The following is a 16835-nucleotide window of genomic DNA, read 5'->3' as shown; positions in this document are numbered from 1 at the left end:
TCTACAGATTCAGATATGCTTATTTGTGCTTTACCGGCACCCAAATGCCGCTCTCATAATCGGGAGCATCTGCGTTTCCCCTGGGGTACCACTCAATATTGCAGCCGGCCGCTATTTCATAATCCGGATTTCCGGGCAGCCACTCTTTGAAAATTGCAGTATTAACCGCCTGCAGTGCTCCCGGGCAGGGGCCAACTGCCTTAAACTTTGCCCAATTCATATTTGGAAATTTAAACACGGTCATTCCATCCGGTACGCCGCCGCCCAAATACTTTCCGGCAATCAAGTAGCGAAACTTTCCGTTTCCCCCAATATCATCAATGCACACGCCGTACTCGCCAACCATGTTGTCGCAAATTGCCTTGTCCACTGCATCTTTCGGGCCGGACTCAAAAAGCCGAATCAAATACTGGTTTGCAAACGCATCCCAAAACTTCGGGATTTCGCGATAGCTGCTGTCCATTGAAAATTCTCTTTGGAAGCCAATTACTTTGAATGCTTCCACCTTTTCCACTGTAAAGTCCATGTCATTTCCTCCTTTGATTTCGATGTGTATGCGCAGAGGCAGAAAAACTTTGATTTTACTGGTATCATTCTTCGCCTGTGACGGCGTACAGCCGTGAAATCTGCGGAATGCTTTTGAAAAGCTTTCCGGCGTTTCGTAACCATATTTGTAGGCAATGTCTATTATTTTTTCTCTGCCCGCTGTCAAGTCCAGTGCCGCCAGATATAAGCGCCTATTGCGGATATATTCGCCCACGTTCATCCCGGTTAGGATTGCAAAGCCCTTTTGAAAATAGAAAGTAGACATATGGATTTTTTCGGCCACATCATCTGCGCAAAAATTTTCGGTAATATGCGCTTCCATATAAGCAACTGCTGTTTTCAGGGATTCTGTCCACTCCATCGCTTCTTTGCCCCTTCGCATATTTATTGTAAAATATCTCCGGAAAAAATTCCTGCCTTTTTTTGCAAGGATTTGTCCCGCGGTACTGCAGGCAGCAGCAATTACGAAACCACCAGTTTCACACAGCTGCTGCCGTCCGGCAAACGGTCCACAATCAGCTGCTTTTTAATCACATCCTGCAGCTCCGTAACATGTGAAATAATGCCCACTGTGCGGCCGGACTCCTGCAGGCGCAGCAGTGCGCCCATAGCTGTGTCTAATGTTTCCTGGTCAAGTGAGCCAAAGCCCTCGTCAATGAACAGTGCGTCCAACCGCACCGCACCGGAATAGCCCTGCACCACATCCGAAAGTCCAAACGCCAGTGAAAGCGAAGCAAGGAACAGTTCGCCCCCCGAAAGTGTACCGACATCCCGCTCGCCGCCGGAAGCTGCATCCAGCACCGCCAAATCCAGCCCGCCAAGCGCGTTGCCGCCGGTGGGCGCTGTTTTGCGTAAAAGCCGGTAGCGCCCGGAGGAAAGGTCAGCAAAAAAGCTGTTTGCACTGGCCAAAATATCATCCAGCATGATGCCCAGCACAAACTGCTGAATTGGCACCCGTTGTTTGGTTTTTCCGGAAAGCAAATCCGCAAGTCTGGCGGCAGCTTCATACTGTTTCTGCAGGCTTTCCCCCTGCTTTGCCAATTCTGTAAGCTGTGTAAAAGACTGCTGTCCGCTGTGCAGGCTTTCTGCAGCACGGCCTGTCTGCTCTGCCAGTGAGGCGGCAGCGGTCTGCGCCTCCTCCCGCTGCCGCTGCGCCGCCTTTTCATCCGGCCGTTCCGTATCCTGCGGTACGCCCGGTTGGGAACGGTACTCCAGAAGTACAAGCTGATACTGCGCCTGTGCTTCCGCTTGATCCGCGTGTGCTTTTTGCAGTGCTTCTGCCGCAGCGGCGGCCCGGCTCTGTACTTCTGCAGCGGTCATACGCAGTTGGGCTTCCTGCTGTTCCATCTGTGCGGACTGCTTGCGCAGATTTTGTACGGACTGCTCCATCTCCGCAAGCGTAGCACTGCCGTTCATTTGGCCGGCAATCGCTTTCTCTGTTGCTTCCTCTGCAGCAATCCGGTTTTGCAGGTCCGCCAGTTGTGCGCGAATTTGCATTGCACTCTGCTGTGCCTGCCCGCGCTGCTGCTCCAGTGTTTTTAATTTCATTCTGGCTTTTTTCAGCGTTTCTGCAGCCTTAGCGGCTTCCGCCTGCTTCTGCCGCAGCTCTGCAAGCCGCGCTGACGGCACGGCCGGGTGCGGATGATGAACCGCACCGCAGACAGGACACGGGCAGTTTTGCCGCAGGTCTGTGGCAACCGCCGCCGCCGCATTCGCACGCAGTTCGGCTTCAATTTCCGCTGAAATCTGCGGCAGCTGTTCTACCTGCCCGTTCAGTGTATCAGAAAAAGCCATGCCCTTTTCCCAACGGGCCTGTGCCTCTTTCTGCGTTTGCTCCGCCTGCTCCAGCTGTTTTTGACCTTGTTCCAGCCGAATTTTTTCGGTATGAATGTTTTTTTGCAGCGCATCAAGCTTCCGTGCCGCTTCTAACGCTCCCTGCAAAGCTGCCGCCTGTTCCCGCAGTTTTGCGGCTTTTTCACGCAGCTGCTGTGCCTGCGGCAATGCGGACTGCGCCTGCTGATTCTGTTCACCTGTTTTTTGCACACGAAGTTTTGCTGCTTCCAGCTCTGTATCGCGTTTTTTCGTCAGGTCATACGCGGCAGCAGTTTTGGACGCAATGTCATACAGCCGGTTACACTGTTCCTGTTTTTCTTTTGCCGCTTTTGAAAGCGCCTGCAAATTTTGAAGATTTTTTTGCAGCACAGCGCACTTTTCCTGCAGTGCAGCAAGATTTTTTACATTCTCCCGTGCAAAAATGGACGCGCAGGCCGCGTCATTCTGTCCGGCCTGCTTGGCGAGTGCTGCCGCACGCCCGCGCATGCGCTGGGTCAGGTGTTCCCACTTCTGTGTTGCAAAAAGTGTTTGCAGCAGTGCCGCTTTTTCGCGTGAAGTGGAAAGCAGCAGCTTCAAAAAATCTCCCTGCGGCAATACCACAACCTGTGAAAACTGCTCACAGGTAAGCCCCAGCAGTTGTTCTGCCTGTTCCCGCACTCGTCCCTCCGCACCGGCACAAAGCAGCTCCCACGCACCGTCCGCGTTTTTGCGGTAACACTCATGTGTTTCCTTTACCCGCACAGAATCCGTTCGCTTCGAGTAATAGTCCTGTATGCTGCGCAGCCACTTGTAGTCTGTACCACGGTACGCAAAGGTAAATTCGACCAACGTTTCGTCCTCTTGCTGCGCGGAAAGGCTGCGCATGCCCTCCCAACTGCGGCGTCCACCGGTCGCGCGGCAGTAAAGCGCAAAACACATGGCATCCAAAATCGTAGTTTTGCCGCCGCCGGTCGCGCCGGTAATCAGAAACAGCGGGTGTTCCCCCAGCGCGGTAAAGTCAATTTCTGTTTCATGCAGATAGGAACCAAATGCTTTCATGCGCAAATGCAGGGGTTTCATACGCGCTCCTCCTCTTTCATAACCTCATGAAACAAAACCGTGTCCTGCTCGGTTGGTTCTGTACCACAGACTTGCTGCAAGAATGCTGCAAAGATTTCATCTTCGCTGACACGCCGCTGCCGCATTTCCCGGCGAAAGCTGTCATCTTCCTGCCCGCCGCCGGAAAGCAGCCATTCGCTGGAAATGCCTAATAGATTCGGGTAGTATGGCCGCAGGCGGTCCACCGGCTGATAAACCGGATGCATGTCCGTCAGCTGTGCGAACAGAAAATCCTCGCTGGGTGAGTTTTTCGCTTCCGCCAGCAATGTGTCAAATTCGCCGCGCAGCACCCGCACATCGTGCTGCGGAACGATTGGAATCACTTCCGTGGTTGTGTTTCCGTTTTCCAGTGTGATCCGTACCACGCCTTTTTTTTGCCCAGCTTCATCAAAACTGTACTTAAGCGGCGAACCGGCATAGCGGCCGCTGCCGGCTTTCTGTGCGCCGTGCAGATGCCCAAGCGCCGTATAGGCAAACGGCGCAAAGCAGTCCAGCCCCACTTGACTGCTGCCGCCCACAAAAGCGGGGCTTTCGCTGGCACCCACCTCGCCGCCTGCGGCAAAACAGTGCGTGACCAAGATGTTTGCCGCATCCGGCGCAGGCTGCACACGGGCAAGCAGCGCATGAAACGCTTCGTCCATTGTATGTATATCATCATTTTCCGCTCCCAGTGCTTCTCTGGCAGCGGCAGGGTCGCAGTACGGCAAGGTATAGCAGCAAAGCGGGCCATCCTTGGTCTCTATGGTATAAGGACTCCACACATCCTCCGGCTTGGTTGCCAGTACGACTCCCTGCCTGCGCAGCAGCGCGGAACCGAGTGAAAGCCGCCGCGCACTGTCATGATTTCCGGTAACGGCGACCAGCGGAATTTGCAGTTGTGCCAGTCGGTTCAGGAATGTGTCAAACAGGGTTACCGCCTCCACCGGCGGCACCTGACGGTCGAAAATGTCCCCTGCCAGCAGCACCGCATCCGGCTGTTCACGTTCCACCAACGGTAAAAACCATTCCAGCACAAACCAGCGCTGCTCTTCCAGCAGACTGCGACCATACAGTGCTTTTCCAAGGTGCCAGTCTGCCGTATGCAGCAGTTCCATCATTTCTATACTCCCTCTTTCAGGATGTTCTGCTCCGCCGAAAAAGAAAAGTTCCGGCTTTCGTCTTTTCTTTTAATCGGAATACTGGTATACTGGAGTAGACATAATTCAATTCTAATTTTCTGATAAATCTTTTTCTATTTTATCATACCGGAGGAAAAACTTCCATGAAAAAACGCCTGCTTTCCCTGCTGCTCCTGCTGACCGTGGGTGTGGCCTCCTGCCTGCCAGTCAACGCGGCAGGCAGTTCCGCGGTTTCCAGCCAAGCTGCAAGCACCGCCACACAAAGCGGTGACAGTATGTTTAAACCGAATGTAAAGCTCAACTCCAAAGCCGCTGAGCTTGTTAATCTGGACACCGATACTACTGTATTTGAGCAAAACTCCAATCAAAAAATGTACCCCGCTTCCACTACAAAAATTATGACGTTCATCATCATTATGGAAAACATAAAAAATGTGGACACAGAAACAGTTACATACACCGATGCCGAAAAGAAACAAATTGACGGCACCGGCAGTTCCACCGCTGGTCTGAAGGTGGGCGAAAAATTCAGCGTTCACCAGCTTTTGTACGCCATGATGGTTCCTTCCGGCAACGACGCCGCCCTGCTGCTTGCAACCCACATCGGCGGCGGCAGCGTCAGCAAATTTGTTGACCTGATGAATAAAAAAGCAAAGGCGCTGGGCTGCACCGGCACTCATTTCAGCAATCCGGACGGTTTGCACGACGAAAATCACTACACGACCGCGCACGATTTGGCTTTGATGGCAAAGTACGCATTGACGTTAAACTATTTTTCGGAAATTACCAACACCACCGTTTACAACCTGACTCCGCTGAATGAACCAACCGTTATGCGCCAGCTGACCACCACCAATGCAATGATCGACCGCGGCGCGGAGGGCGGCGCCTACTACAATCCATACGTAAAAGGCATCAAAACCGGTCATACAGATGAAGCGGGACGCTGTCTGGTAACAACTGCGGTCTACGGCGGGTGCACCTATCTATGTGTGCTGATGGGTGCTCCAACAAACTCCGCTACCTTTGGCGAAATGGTGGATACCACCGCTCTGTACCGCTGGGTCTACAACAATTTTAATCTGGTGCAGATTGCGTCCTCTAAGCAGCCGATTTGGGAAGTGCCGCTGAAGTATGCGTGGAACCGCGATTCAATCATCCTCTGTCCGGAAAAAGACGTCACTGCTGTCCTGCCGGAGGGCGTCAGTGCAAACAGCGTGGAGGTCACGCCAAACGTACCTGCTTCTGTGGACGCACCGGTACAGAAAGGACAGGTCATCGGTACCGCAACGCTGACCTACGCTAAGCAGAAGCTGGCAACCGTACGTCTGGTTGCAAATGAAACCATTGACCGCAGTGAATTGGTACACTCTGCAAATACCGCAAAAGAAATCTTCACAGCACCTTGGTTCATTGCGATTCTCGCTGTCATCATTGTTCTTGTAGCTGTCTATGTTGTTTTGGCACTCTTTTATAACCGGCGCAAAAACACCATGCGCAAAGTGAAAAAATACAAACGATTTTAAACACACAGAGCCAAAACACTTACCTTTCATAAGTGCTTCGGCTCTTTTATTCTGTGAAATTGGAGTTTAGTCCAGACCCACACATTTACTGTCAAAGCAGGAAAACAAAAAAGAAAAAGGACACCCCAAAACGGGATGTCCTTTTGTTTTGTAAGAGGTGAAACTTACTTCAGTTCGACTTCTGCGCCAGCCTCTGTCAGCTTTGTCTTCAGAGCTTCAGCGTCGTCCTTGGAAACAGCTTCTTTAACAGCCTTCGGTGCGCCGTCAACCAAAGCCTTTGCTTCCTTCAGGCCAAGACCTGTAGCATCACGAACAACCTTGATAACCGGGATCTTGTTCGGGCCAGCAGCCTTCAGGATAACGTCAAACTCGGTCTTCTCTTCAGCAGCCGGAGCAGCGCCAGCAGCCGGAGCAGCAGCAACAGCAACAGGAGCAGCAGCGGAAACACCGAATTCCTCTTCCAGAGCCTTAACCAGCTCGGACAGTTCCAGAACGGTAAGAGCCTTTACATCTTCAATGAGCTTTTCAACTTTCTCAGACATGTTTGTTACCTCCAAATCAATGAGTCGAATTCAATTTAATAATTTTGCGTAAACTTACGCCTGTGCAGCGGACTGCTTTTCAGCAATCGCATTCAGTGCAACAACCAGACCCTTCAGGGTACCGTTCAGCACTGTAACAAAACCGCTGATAGGAGCATTCAAGCCGCCCAGTACCTGTGCGACCAAAACTTCCTTGCTGGGCAGTTCAGCCAGATTCTTGATAGCCGCATCATCAACAGCGGCGCCGTCCAGAAATCCGCCCTTAACCTTAAAGTCCTTGTTATCCTTCGCATAGGATGTCAGAACCTTTGCAGCACTTACATAATCCTCGCCGGTGGCAAGGGCAGTCGTACCTTCCAGCAGCTCGTCCAGACCGGAAACACCGGCGTCAGCCAGTGCGCGCTTAAGCAGTGTGTTCTTAACAACTTTGTAAGAATCGCCGGCTTCGCGCAGGTCTTTACGCAGCTTTGTGTCATCAGCAACGGTAATGCCCTTGTAGTTGACCAGAACACCGACTTTGGCACCCTTAATCTCCTCAGTCAGAGCAGCAACCGCTTGTTTCTTTGCGTCTAAAATCTTTTCGCTTGGCAAATGGTTTCACCTCCATTGAACCGATTGCGCCAGATTGCAACAAAAAAGCCTTTTCCGCATTTACCGCGGAAAAGGCAAAAGTAACACTTTAAGTGAAATCCTTTGCTTTCCTCGGCAGGCGGGAAAAACCCTTTGCGCAAAATGCACCTGCTGTCTTTGGACAGCCTAATTAGTATAACATGCGGCAAGCCGCATGTCAAGCATACAAAAATATTATGCGGTGAACTTGTTGGGGTTCACACGTACGCCAGGGCCCATAGTAGCTGCAACAACGCAGGAACGCACATACTGGCCTTTTGCGGCAGACGGCTTTGCCTTTACAATCGCATCCATCAAAGCATTGAAGTTTTCGGTCAGCTTTTCTGTACCAAAAGATACACGGCCGATTACGCAGTGAATGATGTTGGATTTGTCGAGGCGGTACTCAATCTTACCAGCCTTAGCTTCCTTAACGGCTTTGCCCATTTCACGGGTAACAGTACCGGCCTTCGGGTTAGGCATCAAACCGCGTGGGCCGAGGATTTTACCTAAGCGTCCCACAACGCCCATCATGTCAGGAGTTGTAATGACAACGTCAAAGTCCATCCAGCCTTCAGACTGAATCTTCTGTGCCATATCCTCTGCACCGACGAAATCTGCACCAGCCTCTTCTGCTTCTTTTGCAGCATCACCCTTACAGATTGCCAGCACGCGAACCTGTTTGCCGGTGCCGTTTGGCAGAACCAGCGCACCGCGAACCTGCTGATCCGCATGGCGGCTGTCAACGCCCAGTTTCACATGAATCTCAACGGTTTCGTCAAACTTGGCAGTGCCAGTTTTAACGGTGAGCTCAAGGGCTTCCTGGGGGTCATAAAATTTAGAGCGATCGATCAGCTTTTCGCTGTCGATATATTTTTTACCATGTTTCATTGGTTATCCTCCCTGTAAAGTGGTAAATACGGATGATTAGTTCCTCCCACCCGGGTAATATCAGTCGACGACTTCAATTCCCATGCTGCGGGCTGTGCCGGCGATCATGCGCATTGCACTCTCGACACTAGCCGCATTCAGGTCGGGCATCTTCTGCTCTGCGATTTGCTTGACCTGGTCCTTGGTAATCTTTGCAACCTTCTTCTTGTTCGGTTCACCAGAAGCTGTTTCAATGCCGCAGGCCTTTTTAATCAGCACAGCAGCCGGCGGAGTTTTGGTGACGAAAGTGAAGGAACGGTCAGCATAAACCGTAATGATAACCGGGATGATGAGTCCCGCGTCCTTCTTTGTGCGCTCATTGAATTCCTTAGTGAACGCCATGATGTTGACGCCGTGCTGACCGAGAGCCGGTCCCACAGGCGGCGCCGGGGTTGCCTTGCCGGCAGGTATCTGGAGCTTAATGTAACCAGTAACCTTCTGAGCCATTGTAATTGCACCTCCAAAATTTGTGGTAAAAGCGGAACACACTGCGAAACAGAATTGGCGCGTTCCTCCCACGGGGGCTTCGAGCCCCGCGCTTCAGCGGTTTCCCGCGGAATGTTAGTTTCTGCTCCGGGCGAACCCGGGCAATGGATTAGTCATCCATTGTTTCAGCCTGATCCAGTTCGAGCTCCACAGGAGTTTCGCGGCCAAACATATTGATGGTCACACGCACGCGGTTTTTCTCGGTATCAATTTCTTCAACCGTGCCGACAAAGCCGTCAAAAGGCCCGTCCACAATGTTGACGGAATCGCCCACCTGATAAGAAACCTCAACGTTTTTCTTTTCAACACCGAGCTTCTGCACTTCCTCATCGGAAAGCGGCAGGGGCTTGGTGTTGTCCGGCCCAACGAATCCGGTGCAGCCGCGGATATTGCGCACGACATACCAGGAATCATTGGTCAGTACCATCTTAATCAGCACGTAGCCGGGGAAGATCTTCCGCTCGACTTCACGTGTTTTATTGTCCTTGACCTCGGTGACTTTTTCTGTCGGAACCAGGATTTCAGGAATGAGATCCTGCATGTTGCGGTTTTCGACTGTTTTGGCCAGGGTCGAAGCGACCTTGTTCTCGTAGCCGGAGTAGGTATGCACAACATACCAGCGTGCTTCTTCAGCCATTGTCATACCTCACTTTTTTGTCAAACTGCGACATTCATAAACTGGTGCAGCAGCCGTGTAAACGCCTCATCCAAGCCAAAGACGCACACACCTACTACTGCAATCATGGCCACAACGATCCCCACGTTTTTCCATACAGCGTGCGGAGTGGGCCATATGACCTTTTTACCTTCAGACTTCAGGTCGTGAAAGAACCTGGAAACCGCTTTGGTTTTCTTGCCCTTTTTCTCGGCCTTATCGGACACTTTGTCAGCTTTCTTTGCGGCCTTCTTGTTGTCAGGCGCTGCTGCGGCCTGTGCCGCCTTTGCGCCGGACTTCTTCTCTTTGTCAGCCATCTGCTGTCCCTCCGTCCGAATTACTTGGTCTCTCTGTGCAGAGTATGCTTTTTGCAGAATCTGCAGTACTTGTTCATCTCGAGCCTATCCGGGTCGTTTTTCTTGTTTTTCTTCGTGTTGTAGTTACGCTGTTTGCACTCTGTGCAAGCCAATACTACCTTTACTCTCATGACGGCACCTCCCGTTGTCCGGAAAAATATTGGGACAGTAATCGTGTCCCGGCCTCCCTCTGAAAAGGGTGCAAAAAAAATACCCCTTTTATTGAGGTATTTTAATCATACATCTTCTATGCAAAATTGTCAAGTCCCGAATTCTCAGCGGCGCACACCGTCCAAATTTTCGGCAACGATGCGTCTGTGTTTTTTCGGCTTTTCCGGCTTCAGTTTTTTGCCGCGCATGCTGCGGGCACTCTTGCAGCCGTTTTTCATGTCGTCAGAGAAGTACGGCTCCAACTTTGCCGCTTCCTCATCGGAAAGGTCGTTCAGCAGAACGAAGGTAATAACGGAACGCACATCAACGTCGCCGTTCATGTAAAGCTCGCTGTAAATCTCAGCCAGCTTTTTTAAGGCTGCCTCCGCCGGTGTTCCCTGCAGCAGCGCATGTGTTTTTGGCAGGACTTTTTCTTTTGCAAAGGAAGCTGGGCGAATTTGTCCGTAGGTAATACGCTCAACAATCAATTCTTCACGGATTTCCGGAAACACGTTCACCAAGCGGTTGAAGAAAAACAGCGGGTCGGTCTTACTTTCTTCTCCCTTTTTGCGGCGGTGCTTTTTTACCTGCTGCAAGGCGGCAGCGGTATTGTCTTTTTCGGTTACTTCATCCGTAAAGTCGGCAACGATGCTGTCCGTCATGCGGCTGGCATCTTCCTCGTTTTCCGGGTCAAAAAGCAGGGTGGAACGGTTGCGCCACTTTTCCTCCGGCTTGCCGTTGTCCACGCTGCAGTAGCGCAAAATAAAGCGCTTTGTTTCCGCCTCATAAAATATACCGTAGGCCATCTCCGCCCCGACAAAAAAAGCACGCAGACCTGTTTTGCCCTTGCGCACGCTGTTTTCATCGAGCACATACCCCTGCTTTTCCAACACTTCGCGCATACGCAGTACAACCTGCTCAAACGCTTTCTGCTCCAAAACCATCACTCCTAATACACGCTCCCGCACAGGGAGCGACTGTTATCCATTCATATTATTATCCATTCATATTATTATAACCTTTGCAGCTATAATTTTCATCCCACGCTCCTGCACAGGGAGCGACCTTTGAAGCACGCAGGAACGCCCGCACAGGCAGATTGTCCTCCGCATTCTCCAAGCAGAAAACGCGGTGCGCCAAAAGTCTGCAGTTCTGCAACGATTATACTACATAAAAAGGGTTTTGTCACCATACATTTATAAGGTTAACACGTTGCTTCCGGTTTCCGGTTGTGGTATGATAGGGCATATAAAAATTAGTATTTATGCGTCTGCCGCCGTAAGGCGGCAGCCTTTTGTGGAGGGATCATTGATGAAAAAAACAGTTGCAGTCCTTTTTGGAGGCAGTTCCTCCGAATATGAAGTTTCCTGCATTTCCGCAGCAACAATCGCCGACAGCCTCGATAAAAGCAAATATGATGTGCTGAAACTTGGCATTACCAAAGACGGCCGTTGGCTGCTTTACAGCGGTTCCACTGCATCTATGCGCTCCGGTGCATGGGCAGCGGACGCCGCAGCGTGCCGCCGTGCGTTCCTTTCTCCTGACACTTCCGTGCACGGCATTGTTACCGAAGGACCGGACGGCTTCGAAAACATCCGCCTTGACTGCATCATTCCCGCACTGCACGGAAAAAATGCAGAGGACGGCACCATGCAGGGCCTGCTGCACTTAAGCGGTGTACCTTACGTAGGCTGCCCAACGCTTGCCAGTGCCTGCTGCATGGATAAAGCGGTTACGCACACACTGCTTGCAAGCTGGAACATTAAGCAGGCACATTTTCTGTGGTTCTTTGCGGAAAACTACAGCGGTGAGGGCCGTGAAAAAATTCAGCGCAAGATTGACGCGCGTCTGGGCTGGCCAATTTTCCTGAAACCTGCCAACGCCGGTTCCAGTGTCGGCATCTCTAAAGTAAAGAGTGCAGACGAAATGGATGCCGCGGTTGCGCTTGCCGCCCTGCAGGACAGCAAAATCGTTGTGGAAGAAGCGATTATCGGGCAGGAAGTGGAGTGTGCAGTCATGGGCAATGAATGCCCGCAGGCAAGCATTGTCGGCGAAATCGGCTCCAGCGCGGAGTTTTACGATTACGATGACAAATACAAGAACGGTACCAGCCAGCTGTACATTCCGGCACATCTGGATGAAGCGGTTGCCGACGAGCTGCGCCACATTGCCTGCCGTGCTTACCGGCTGCTGGGCTGCACAGGCCTTGCACGTGTGGATTTCTTTGTGCGCAACAAAAAAGAAATCCTGTTAAACGAGCTGAACACTCTGCCGGGCTTCACCTCCATCAGTATGTATCCGAAACTGTGGGAAGCCTGCGGCAAGCCGATTGGTCAGCTGCTGGACGAACTCATCACACTTGCTGAGGAACGCAAACGCTATATCTGACTGCCCTTACAGGAAAGGTTTCGCTCGCCCTTTCAAAGGCAGTAGGGGTTCGGGGCAAAGCTCCAAGGTCTTGGTACTTGAGCAATGCTGATAAATTCCACGGAAAGTAACTGCAGGGGGCACGCACACATATTTTACGATAAAAACAGCAAAGGATTTTAGGATTTATGGATAACAGACCGATTGGCGTTTTTGATTCCGGGCTTGGCGGATTGACCGCTGTGCGGGAAATGCTGCGCATTCTGCCGGATGAACAGATTGTGTTTTTCGGTGACACCGGACGTGTTCCCTACGGCAACCGCAGCCAGAAAATCATTGCGCACTATTCCCGTCAGGATGCAGAATTCCTGATGAGCAAAAACGTAAAAGCCATTGTGATTGCCTGCGGCACCGCCAGCAGCGTTGCCGGCGCCCTGTTGGAAAAAGAACTGCCGGTGCCGCTGACCGGTGTACTGGAACCCACCGCCCGCGCGGCGGCAGCGGCTACAAAAAACGGGCGTATCGGCGTGATTGCAACCGAAGCAACCATTCGCAGCGGTTCCTTTCAGCAGGCACTGCACAGCATTTCACCGAAACTGCAGGTCTTTTCAAAAAGCTGCCCGCTCTTTGTGCCGATTGTGGAATCCGGCTTCATGCTGGAACATCCGGACATTACAAAGGAAGTTGCGGAAACCTACCTTGCCCCCCTGCGGGAAGCGGATGTGGATACAGTTATTCTGGGCTGCACACATTACCCCATTCTTAAACGCATTATCGGGGAAGTAGTCGGCGAACAGGTGCGCCTGATCGACAGCGGCCGCGAAACTGCAGCATACTGCCGCACACTGCTGGAGCAGAACGATTTGCTTGCACCGGCAGGCCCCGGCGACTGCTCCTTCTATGTCAGTGACCGCATTGATGATTTTTCCAAGGTGGCAGGCATTTTCCTGCGGGAGGATGTGCACAGTTCCGTTCAGCTTGTAGACATTGATAAATTTGAAGGAGCAATTTCATGAAAGAAAACTACCTGATTTCCGTGTGCGGCCGCCAAGTGGTTGACGACCAGGCAGGGGAAGTTGAGGTGACCGCGCTGGGCTCCTACTTGGAGCGCAACGGCAAGCGATATATTTCTTACAAAGAGTATGATGAAGATACCAATGAATCCCAAACTTCAATTTTAAAAATTGAGGGTGACCGCTGCGTCACCCTGATACGCGGCGGTGCGGAAGGCACCCGGCTGATTCTGGAAAAGGGAAAACGGCACCTTTGCCAGTATGCCACTGACTATGGCCAGATGATGCTGGGGGTCTTCACCTCCAAAGTGGACAACCAGCTGACCGACAAAGGCGGTCAGCTGACCGTGAACTACACACTGGACTTGGACGCAAACCTTTCCAGCGTCAATCAACTTTGTATTACCGTCAAGGAGGCAGAACATAAAGATGTCAAAACAGGTACAGCAAGCAACGAATCAGCTGCGCAGTGCGATTCTGAGTGCGGCGAGGAAAGCACAGACAGCGCAGACCCTGTCCGCGGGTGAACTGCCCGCTTTTACACTGGAAGTTCCCGCCGACCGCTCCCACGGCGACTGGGCTGCCAATGCTGCAATGGTCAGCGCGCGTGCGTTCCACATGGCACCGCGCAAAATTGCGGAAGCACTGGTGCAAAACCTTTCACTGGACGGCACGTTTTTTGACCGCTGTGAAATTGCAGGCCCCGGCTTCCTGAATTTCTTCTACAAACCCGAGTTTTACACTGCTGTTCTGCGTGACGTGCACGACAGCGGCGAAACCTATGGCCGCAGCAACTTCGGCGGCGGCAAGCGCGTGCTGGTGGAGTTCGTTTCCGCCAACCCCACCGGCCCGATGCACATCGGCAACGCCCGCGGCGGTGCAATCGGCGACTGCCTCGCTTCTGTATTGGACGCGGCAGGCTACAAAGTAGAGCGCGAGTTCTACATCAATGACGCAGGCAATCAGGTCAATAAATTCGGCATGTCCCTGGAAGTACGCTACCTGCAGATTTACAAGGGAGAGGACGCGGTTCCTTTCCCGGAGGATGGTTACAAGGGTGCCGACATTACCGCGCATGCCAAAAAATTTGCTGAAATCAACGGTGACAAATATGTTGACGCGCCGGAAACGGAACGCCGCAAAGCGCTGGTCAGCTATGCGCTGCCGCTGAACATTCAGGGGCTGCAGGACGACCTGCTGAAATACCGCATTAAATACGACAACTGGTTCCGGGAATCTACCCTGCACGAAAACGGCGCAGTGGAGCGCGTGATTGCGCTGCTGAAAGAAAAGGGCGCAACCTATGAAAAGGACGGCGCACTCTGGTTTAAGGGTGAAGACTACGGCTCCGAAGATTTTGTTCTGGTGCGTGCAAACGGCGTGCCGACTTATGTTGTGCCGGATATTGCATACCATTATAACAAATTGATGGTGCGCAAATTTGACAAAGCGATCGATGTGCTGGGTGCCGACCATCATGGCTATGTGCCGCGTCTGAAAGGCGCCTTGCAGGCGCTGGGAATCGACCCGTCCAATCTGGACGTACTCCTGATGCAGATGGTTCGCCTGGTTCGTGACGGTGAAGTCATCAAAGCCAGCAAGCGCAGCGGCAAAGCAATTACGCTTGTAACCCTGCTGGAAGAAGTGCCGGTGGATGCCGCACGTTTCCTGTTCAATCTGCGGGAACCAAACTCTGAAATGGACTTTGACCTTGACCTCGCTGTTCAGCAGGACAGCCAGAATCCGGTTTACTATGTTCAGTACGCATATGCGCGTATCTGCAGCCTGTTTAAAACCATGGCAGCAGAGGGAACCGACCTGCGCGACTGTACAGACGCAGAGCTGGCTCAGCTGAACGCTCCTGAAGAAATCGAACTGGTGCGCCACCTCTCCGCCTACACCGGCGAAATTGTGGAAGCCGCCAAGAACTATGACCCGGCACGCATCACACGTTACGCGCTGACGCTCGCCACCCTGTTCCACAAATTTTACAACGCTTGTCATATTAAAGGTGAAGAAGATTCTCTGGCGGCAGCGCGGCTGTATCTGTGCGACTGTGTACGTACCACCCTGCACAACGTGTTGTCCCTGCTGAAAATCACCGCACCGGAAAGCATGTAAGCCGCTGCCTTACAGAAAAAATTCCGCCCGCCCTTTCAAGGGCAGAGGGGGATAGGGACAGTGCCCCAAGGTCTTGTTTCTTGACCATAAAGCCCTTTATTGTGTAAAAAGCAGATACCAGCAGCGCTCCCTGCGGCGGCGCAGCCACGCCGCAAGAGCAAGACCGTAAGAACCTGACTTGCAGACTTCCAAACCCGCAAGAAACAAAAAGTACTGTAAGAATAAACCGGCAAAACTTTGCTGATAAATTTTATAATTTTACAAAGTAGGTGTATATTCGAGTGGACGATTTTCCGTATCCTTTGCCCATGCTGCTGGACGGCGGCGCAGCTACCAACCTGTCCGCCGCAGGCATGCCGGACGATGTCTGCATGGAGCAGTGGGCTGCAGAGCATCCTGACGTTCTCCGTGCCGTGCAAAAGGGCTTTCTTGCTGCCGGAAGTGATACAATCCTTGCGCCGACTTTCCGTGCCAACCGTTCCAGCCTTGCGCAGTACGGTTTAGCTGAAAAAGTAGAGGAACTGAACCGCCGGCTTGTTGTCATGAGCCGCGAAAACGCAAACGGACACCTGGTGGGTGCGCTGGTTGGTCCTTCCAGTCTGCTGGTTCCGCCGCACGGTGATGCTGACTTTGATGATGTTTATGACATTTACCGGGAGCAGGTGCGTGCGCTGGAAAACGCGGGTGCTGACTTTTTGCTGGCAGCTTCACAAACTTCGCTTTCCGATATGCGCGCACTGGTTTTGGCGGCAAGGACAAACGACCTGCCGGTTTTTGTGACGATTGCCGTGGATGAGGATGGACGCACACCAACCAATGCCACCCTGCTGCCTGTGCTGCTGACACTGCAGGCAATGGGAGCGGATGCTGTCGGCCTCAATTTCGCCTGCTCGCCGGACACCATGATTCCGCTCATGAAAGATGCCGCTTCGCATACGGAAATACCGCTGATTGCCCGCCCAAGCAACAGCTCTATGGAGCCGCAGGAGTGGGCACAATCCATGCGCCGCCTGATGGATGCAGGCGCTTCGATTGTGGGCGGATGTCTTTCTACCACTCCCGCACACATCCTGGCACTGAAGCCCCTGCTTAAAGGTTTTATGCCGCCAAAAGTACCGGAGGAACCGGACTGCTATGCTGCTGCTATTGAAAGTGAAGCCTTTTTTCTGGCGGATGACCTGATGTTCAGCCGTCCGCTGATGTGCTCCGCCAAGCTTGGTGATGAATTGATTGCGCTGGATGATGAGCAGGCAAGTGTTACGCTGGTTTGCGTCAACGACCTTGCGGATGCCGACATTCTTGCCGCCGCCGCACACTTGACCCGCCAGCCGATTGCGGTGCACGCAGACAGCAAACCGATTTTGGATGCAGCCCTGCGGTATTTTCAGGGCAGGCTGATTATTGACAGCAGCTGCGAAATCGAACCGGAAGTGCTGGAACCTTTGGCGAAAAAATACGGTGCAATTCTGTACTGACCGTTTGGAG

At 52.4% G+C, this 16835-nt stretch carries 17 protein-coding genes and 1 other annotated feature; of the genes, 6 read left to right on the top strand and 11 right to left on the bottom strand.

Annotation, left to right across the window (positions count from 1 at the left end; all coding sequences use genetic code 11):
- Window positions 1–19: 19 nt before the first annotated feature.
- The 3 genes from H6X83_RS01065 to H6X83_RS01055 all read right to left on the bottom strand — a co-directional run bounded on the left by H6X83_RS01065 (window position 20) and on the right by H6X83_RS01055 (window position 4574).
- A complete protein-coding gene (locus H6X83_RS01065) occupies window positions 20–907 on the bottom strand; it encodes an AraC family transcriptional regulator (protein ID WP_212507351.1) in 888 nt (295 codons plus the stop codon).
- Window positions 908–1008: 101 nt separating this feature from the next.
- Entirely contained in the window at window positions 1009–3438 is a 2430-nt protein-coding gene (locus H6X83_RS01060) for an AAA family ATPase (protein ID WP_212507350.1), read from the bottom strand.
- Window positions 3435–4574: an exonuclease SbcCD subunit D gene (locus H6X83_RS01055; RefSeq protein ID WP_212507349.1), complete on the bottom strand. Its 1140-nt coding sequence runs from the start codon at window positions 4572–4574 to the stop codon at window positions 3435–3437. The genes H6X83_RS01060 and H6X83_RS01055 overlap by 4 nt, the downstream gene beginning before the upstream one ends.
- Window positions 4575–4738: 164 nt before the next feature.
- On the opposite strand from H6X83_RS01055, the gene H6X83_RS01050 reads away from it, so the two are divergent.
- The gene (locus H6X83_RS01050) at window positions 4739–6121 is read left to right on the top strand and encodes a D-alanyl-D-alanine carboxypeptidase family protein (protein ID WP_212507348.1); all 1383 of its coding nucleotides are present in this window, start codon (window positions 4739–4741) and stop codon (window positions 6119–6121) included.
- A 164-nt stretch (window positions 6122–6285) separates the two neighbouring features.
- On the opposite strand, the gene rplL is transcribed toward H6X83_RS01050, so the two are convergent.
- The 8 genes from rplL to H6X83_RS01010 form a co-directional block, all read right to left on the bottom strand.
- Window positions 6286–6663, bottom strand: coding sequence for a 50S ribosomal protein L7/L12 (gene rplL, locus H6X83_RS01045; RefSeq protein WP_212507347.1), 378 nt, complete (start codon window positions 6661–6663; stop codon window positions 6286–6288).
- A gap of 54 nt (window positions 6664–6717) precedes the next feature.
- On the bottom strand, window positions 6718–7254 hold the full coding sequence (gene rplJ, locus H6X83_RS01040) for a 50S ribosomal protein L10 (protein WP_212507346.1): 537 nt from the start codon (window positions 7252–7254) through the stop codon (window positions 6718–6720).
- A gap of 32 nt (window positions 7255–7286) precedes the next feature.
- Window positions 7287–7432, bottom strand: a sequence feature (ribosomal protein L10 leader region).
- Window positions 7433–7467: 35 nt separating this feature from the next.
- Window positions 7468–8163: a 50S ribosomal protein L1 gene (gene rplA, locus H6X83_RS01035; protein WP_212507345.1), complete on the bottom strand. Its 696-nt coding sequence runs from the start codon at window positions 8161–8163 to the stop codon at window positions 7468–7470.
- 60 nt (window positions 8164–8223) lie between these two features.
- Entirely contained in the window at window positions 8224–8649 is a 426-nt protein-coding gene (gene rplK / locus H6X83_RS01030) for a 50S ribosomal protein L11 (RefSeq protein WP_212507344.1), read from the bottom strand.
- A gap of 148 nt (window positions 8650–8797) precedes the next feature.
- Window positions 8798–9325: a transcription termination/antitermination protein NusG gene (nusG, locus tag H6X83_RS01025; RefSeq protein WP_212508449.1), complete on the bottom strand. Its 528-nt coding sequence runs from the start codon at window positions 9323–9325 to the stop codon at window positions 8798–8800.
- Between the two features lie 20 nt (window positions 9326–9345).
- Window positions 9346–9660: a preprotein translocase subunit SecE gene (gene secE / locus H6X83_RS01020; protein WP_212507343.1), complete on the bottom strand. Its 315-nt coding sequence runs from the start codon at window positions 9658–9660 to the stop codon at window positions 9346–9348.
- 20 nt (window positions 9661–9680) lie between these two features.
- Window positions 9681–9830: a 50S ribosomal protein L33 gene (rpmG, locus tag H6X83_RS01015; protein ID WP_176820368.1), complete on the bottom strand. Its 150-nt coding sequence runs from the start codon at window positions 9828–9830 to the stop codon at window positions 9681–9683.
- 144 nt (window positions 9831–9974) lie between these two features.
- Complete coding sequence (locus H6X83_RS01010; RefSeq protein ID WP_212507342.1) at window positions 9975–10787, bottom strand: DUF7674 family protein; 813 nt, start codon at window positions 10785–10787, stop codon at window positions 9975–9977.
- Between the two features lie 373 nt (window positions 10788–11160).
- Between H6X83_RS01010 and H6X83_RS01005 the strand changes: the two genes are divergently transcribed.
- From H6X83_RS01005 to H6X83_RS00985, 5 genes are all read left to right on the top strand, one after another.
- A complete protein-coding gene (locus tag H6X83_RS01005; RefSeq protein WP_212507341.1) occupies window positions 11161–12237 on the top strand; it encodes a D-alanine--D-alanine ligase family protein in 1077 nt (358 codons plus the stop codon).
- A 167-nt stretch (window positions 12238–12404) separates the two neighbouring features.
- The gene (gene murI / locus H6X83_RS01000; RefSeq protein ID WP_212507340.1) at window positions 12405–13232 is read left to right on the top strand and encodes a glutamate racemase; all 828 of its coding nucleotides are present in this window, start codon (window positions 12405–12407) and stop codon (window positions 13230–13232) included.
- Window positions 13229–13756 carry a YwiB family protein gene (locus tag H6X83_RS00995; protein ID WP_212507339.1) on the top strand — a complete coding sequence of 176 codons (528 nt, stop codon included), beginning with the start codon at window positions 13229–13231 and terminating at the stop codon, window positions 13754–13756. The genes murI and H6X83_RS00995 overlap by 4 nt, the downstream gene beginning before the upstream one ends.
- Window positions 13659–15350: an arginine--tRNA ligase gene (gene argS, locus H6X83_RS00990; RefSeq protein ID WP_212507338.1), complete on the top strand. Its 1692-nt coding sequence runs from the start codon at window positions 13659–13661 to the stop codon at window positions 15348–15350. Before H6X83_RS00995 ends, argS begins: the two co-directional genes overlap by 98 nt.
- 281 nt (window positions 15351–15631) lie before the next feature.
- On the top strand, window positions 15632–16825 hold the full coding sequence (locus tag H6X83_RS00985) for a homocysteine S-methyltransferase family protein (protein WP_212507337.1): 1194 nt from the start codon (window positions 15632–15634) through the stop codon (window positions 16823–16825).
- The last annotated feature ends 10 nt before the right edge of the window (window positions 16826–16835 follow it).

The organism is Caproicibacterium amylolyticum (assembly GCF_014467055.1).
Classification (GTDB): Bacteria; Bacillota; Clostridia; order Oscillospirales; family Acutalibacteraceae; genus Caproicibacterium; species Caproicibacterium amylolyticum.
Note: the sequence above shows the minus strand (reverse complement) of the source record. Positions and strands in the feature narration are given on the sequence as shown.

What these genes read in the sequence shown, in the direction of transcription:
- H6X83_RS01060 (WP_212507350.1), bottom strand. Translation starts at nt 3,438, where the DNA reads ATGAAACCCCTGCATTTGCGCATGAAAGCATTTGGTTCCTATCTGCAT.
- secE (WP_212507343.1), bottom strand. Translation starts at nt 9,660, where the DNA reads ATGGCTGACAAAGAGAAGAAGTCCGGCGCAAAGGCGGCACAGGCCGCA.
- rpmG (WP_176820368.1), bottom strand. Translation starts at nt 9,830, where the DNA reads ATGAGAGTAAAGGTAGTATTGGCTTGCACAGAGTGCAAACAGCGTAAC.
- murI (WP_212507340.1), top strand. Translation starts at nt 12,405, where the DNA reads ATGGATAACAGACCGATTGGCGTTTTTGATTCCGGGCTTGGCGGATTG.
- H6X83_RS01005 (WP_212507341.1), top strand. Translation starts at nt 11,161, where the DNA reads ATGAAAAAAACAGTTGCAGTCCTTTTTGGAGGCAGTTCCTCCGAATAT.
- argS (WP_212507338.1), top strand. Translation starts at nt 13,659, where the DNA reads ATGTCAAAACAGGTACAGCAAGCAACGAATCAGCTGCGCAGTGCGATT.
- H6X83_RS01050 (WP_212507348.1), top strand. Translation starts at nt 4,739, where the DNA reads ATGAAAAAACGCCTGCTTTCCCTGCTGCTCCTGCTGACCGTGGGTGTG.
- nusG (WP_212508449.1), bottom strand. Translation starts at nt 9,325, where the DNA reads ATGGCTGAAGAAGCACGCTGGTATGTTGTGCATACCTACTCCGGCTAC.
- rplK (WP_212507344.1), bottom strand. Translation starts at nt 8,649, where the DNA reads ATGGCTCAGAAGGTTACTGGTTACATTAAGCTCCAGATACCTGCCGGC.
- H6X83_RS01055 (WP_212507349.1), bottom strand. Translation starts at nt 4,574, where the DNA reads ATGATGGAACTGCTGCATACGGCAGACTGGCACCTTGGAAAAGCACTG.
- rplA (WP_212507345.1), bottom strand. Translation starts at nt 8,163, where the DNA reads ATGAAACATGGTAAAAAATATATCGACAGCGAAAAGCTGATCGATCGC.
- H6X83_RS01065 (WP_212507351.1), bottom strand. Translation starts at nt 907, where the DNA reads ATGGAGTGGACAGAATCCCTGAAAACAGCAGTTGCTTATATGGAAGCG.
- H6X83_RS00995 (WP_212507339.1), top strand. Translation starts at nt 13,229, where the DNA reads ATGAAAGAAAACTACCTGATTTCCGTGTGCGGCCGCCAAGTGGTTGAC.
- rplL (WP_212507347.1), bottom strand. Translation starts at nt 6,663, where the DNA reads ATGTCTGAGAAAGTTGAAAAGCTCATTGAAGATGTAAAGGCTCTTACC.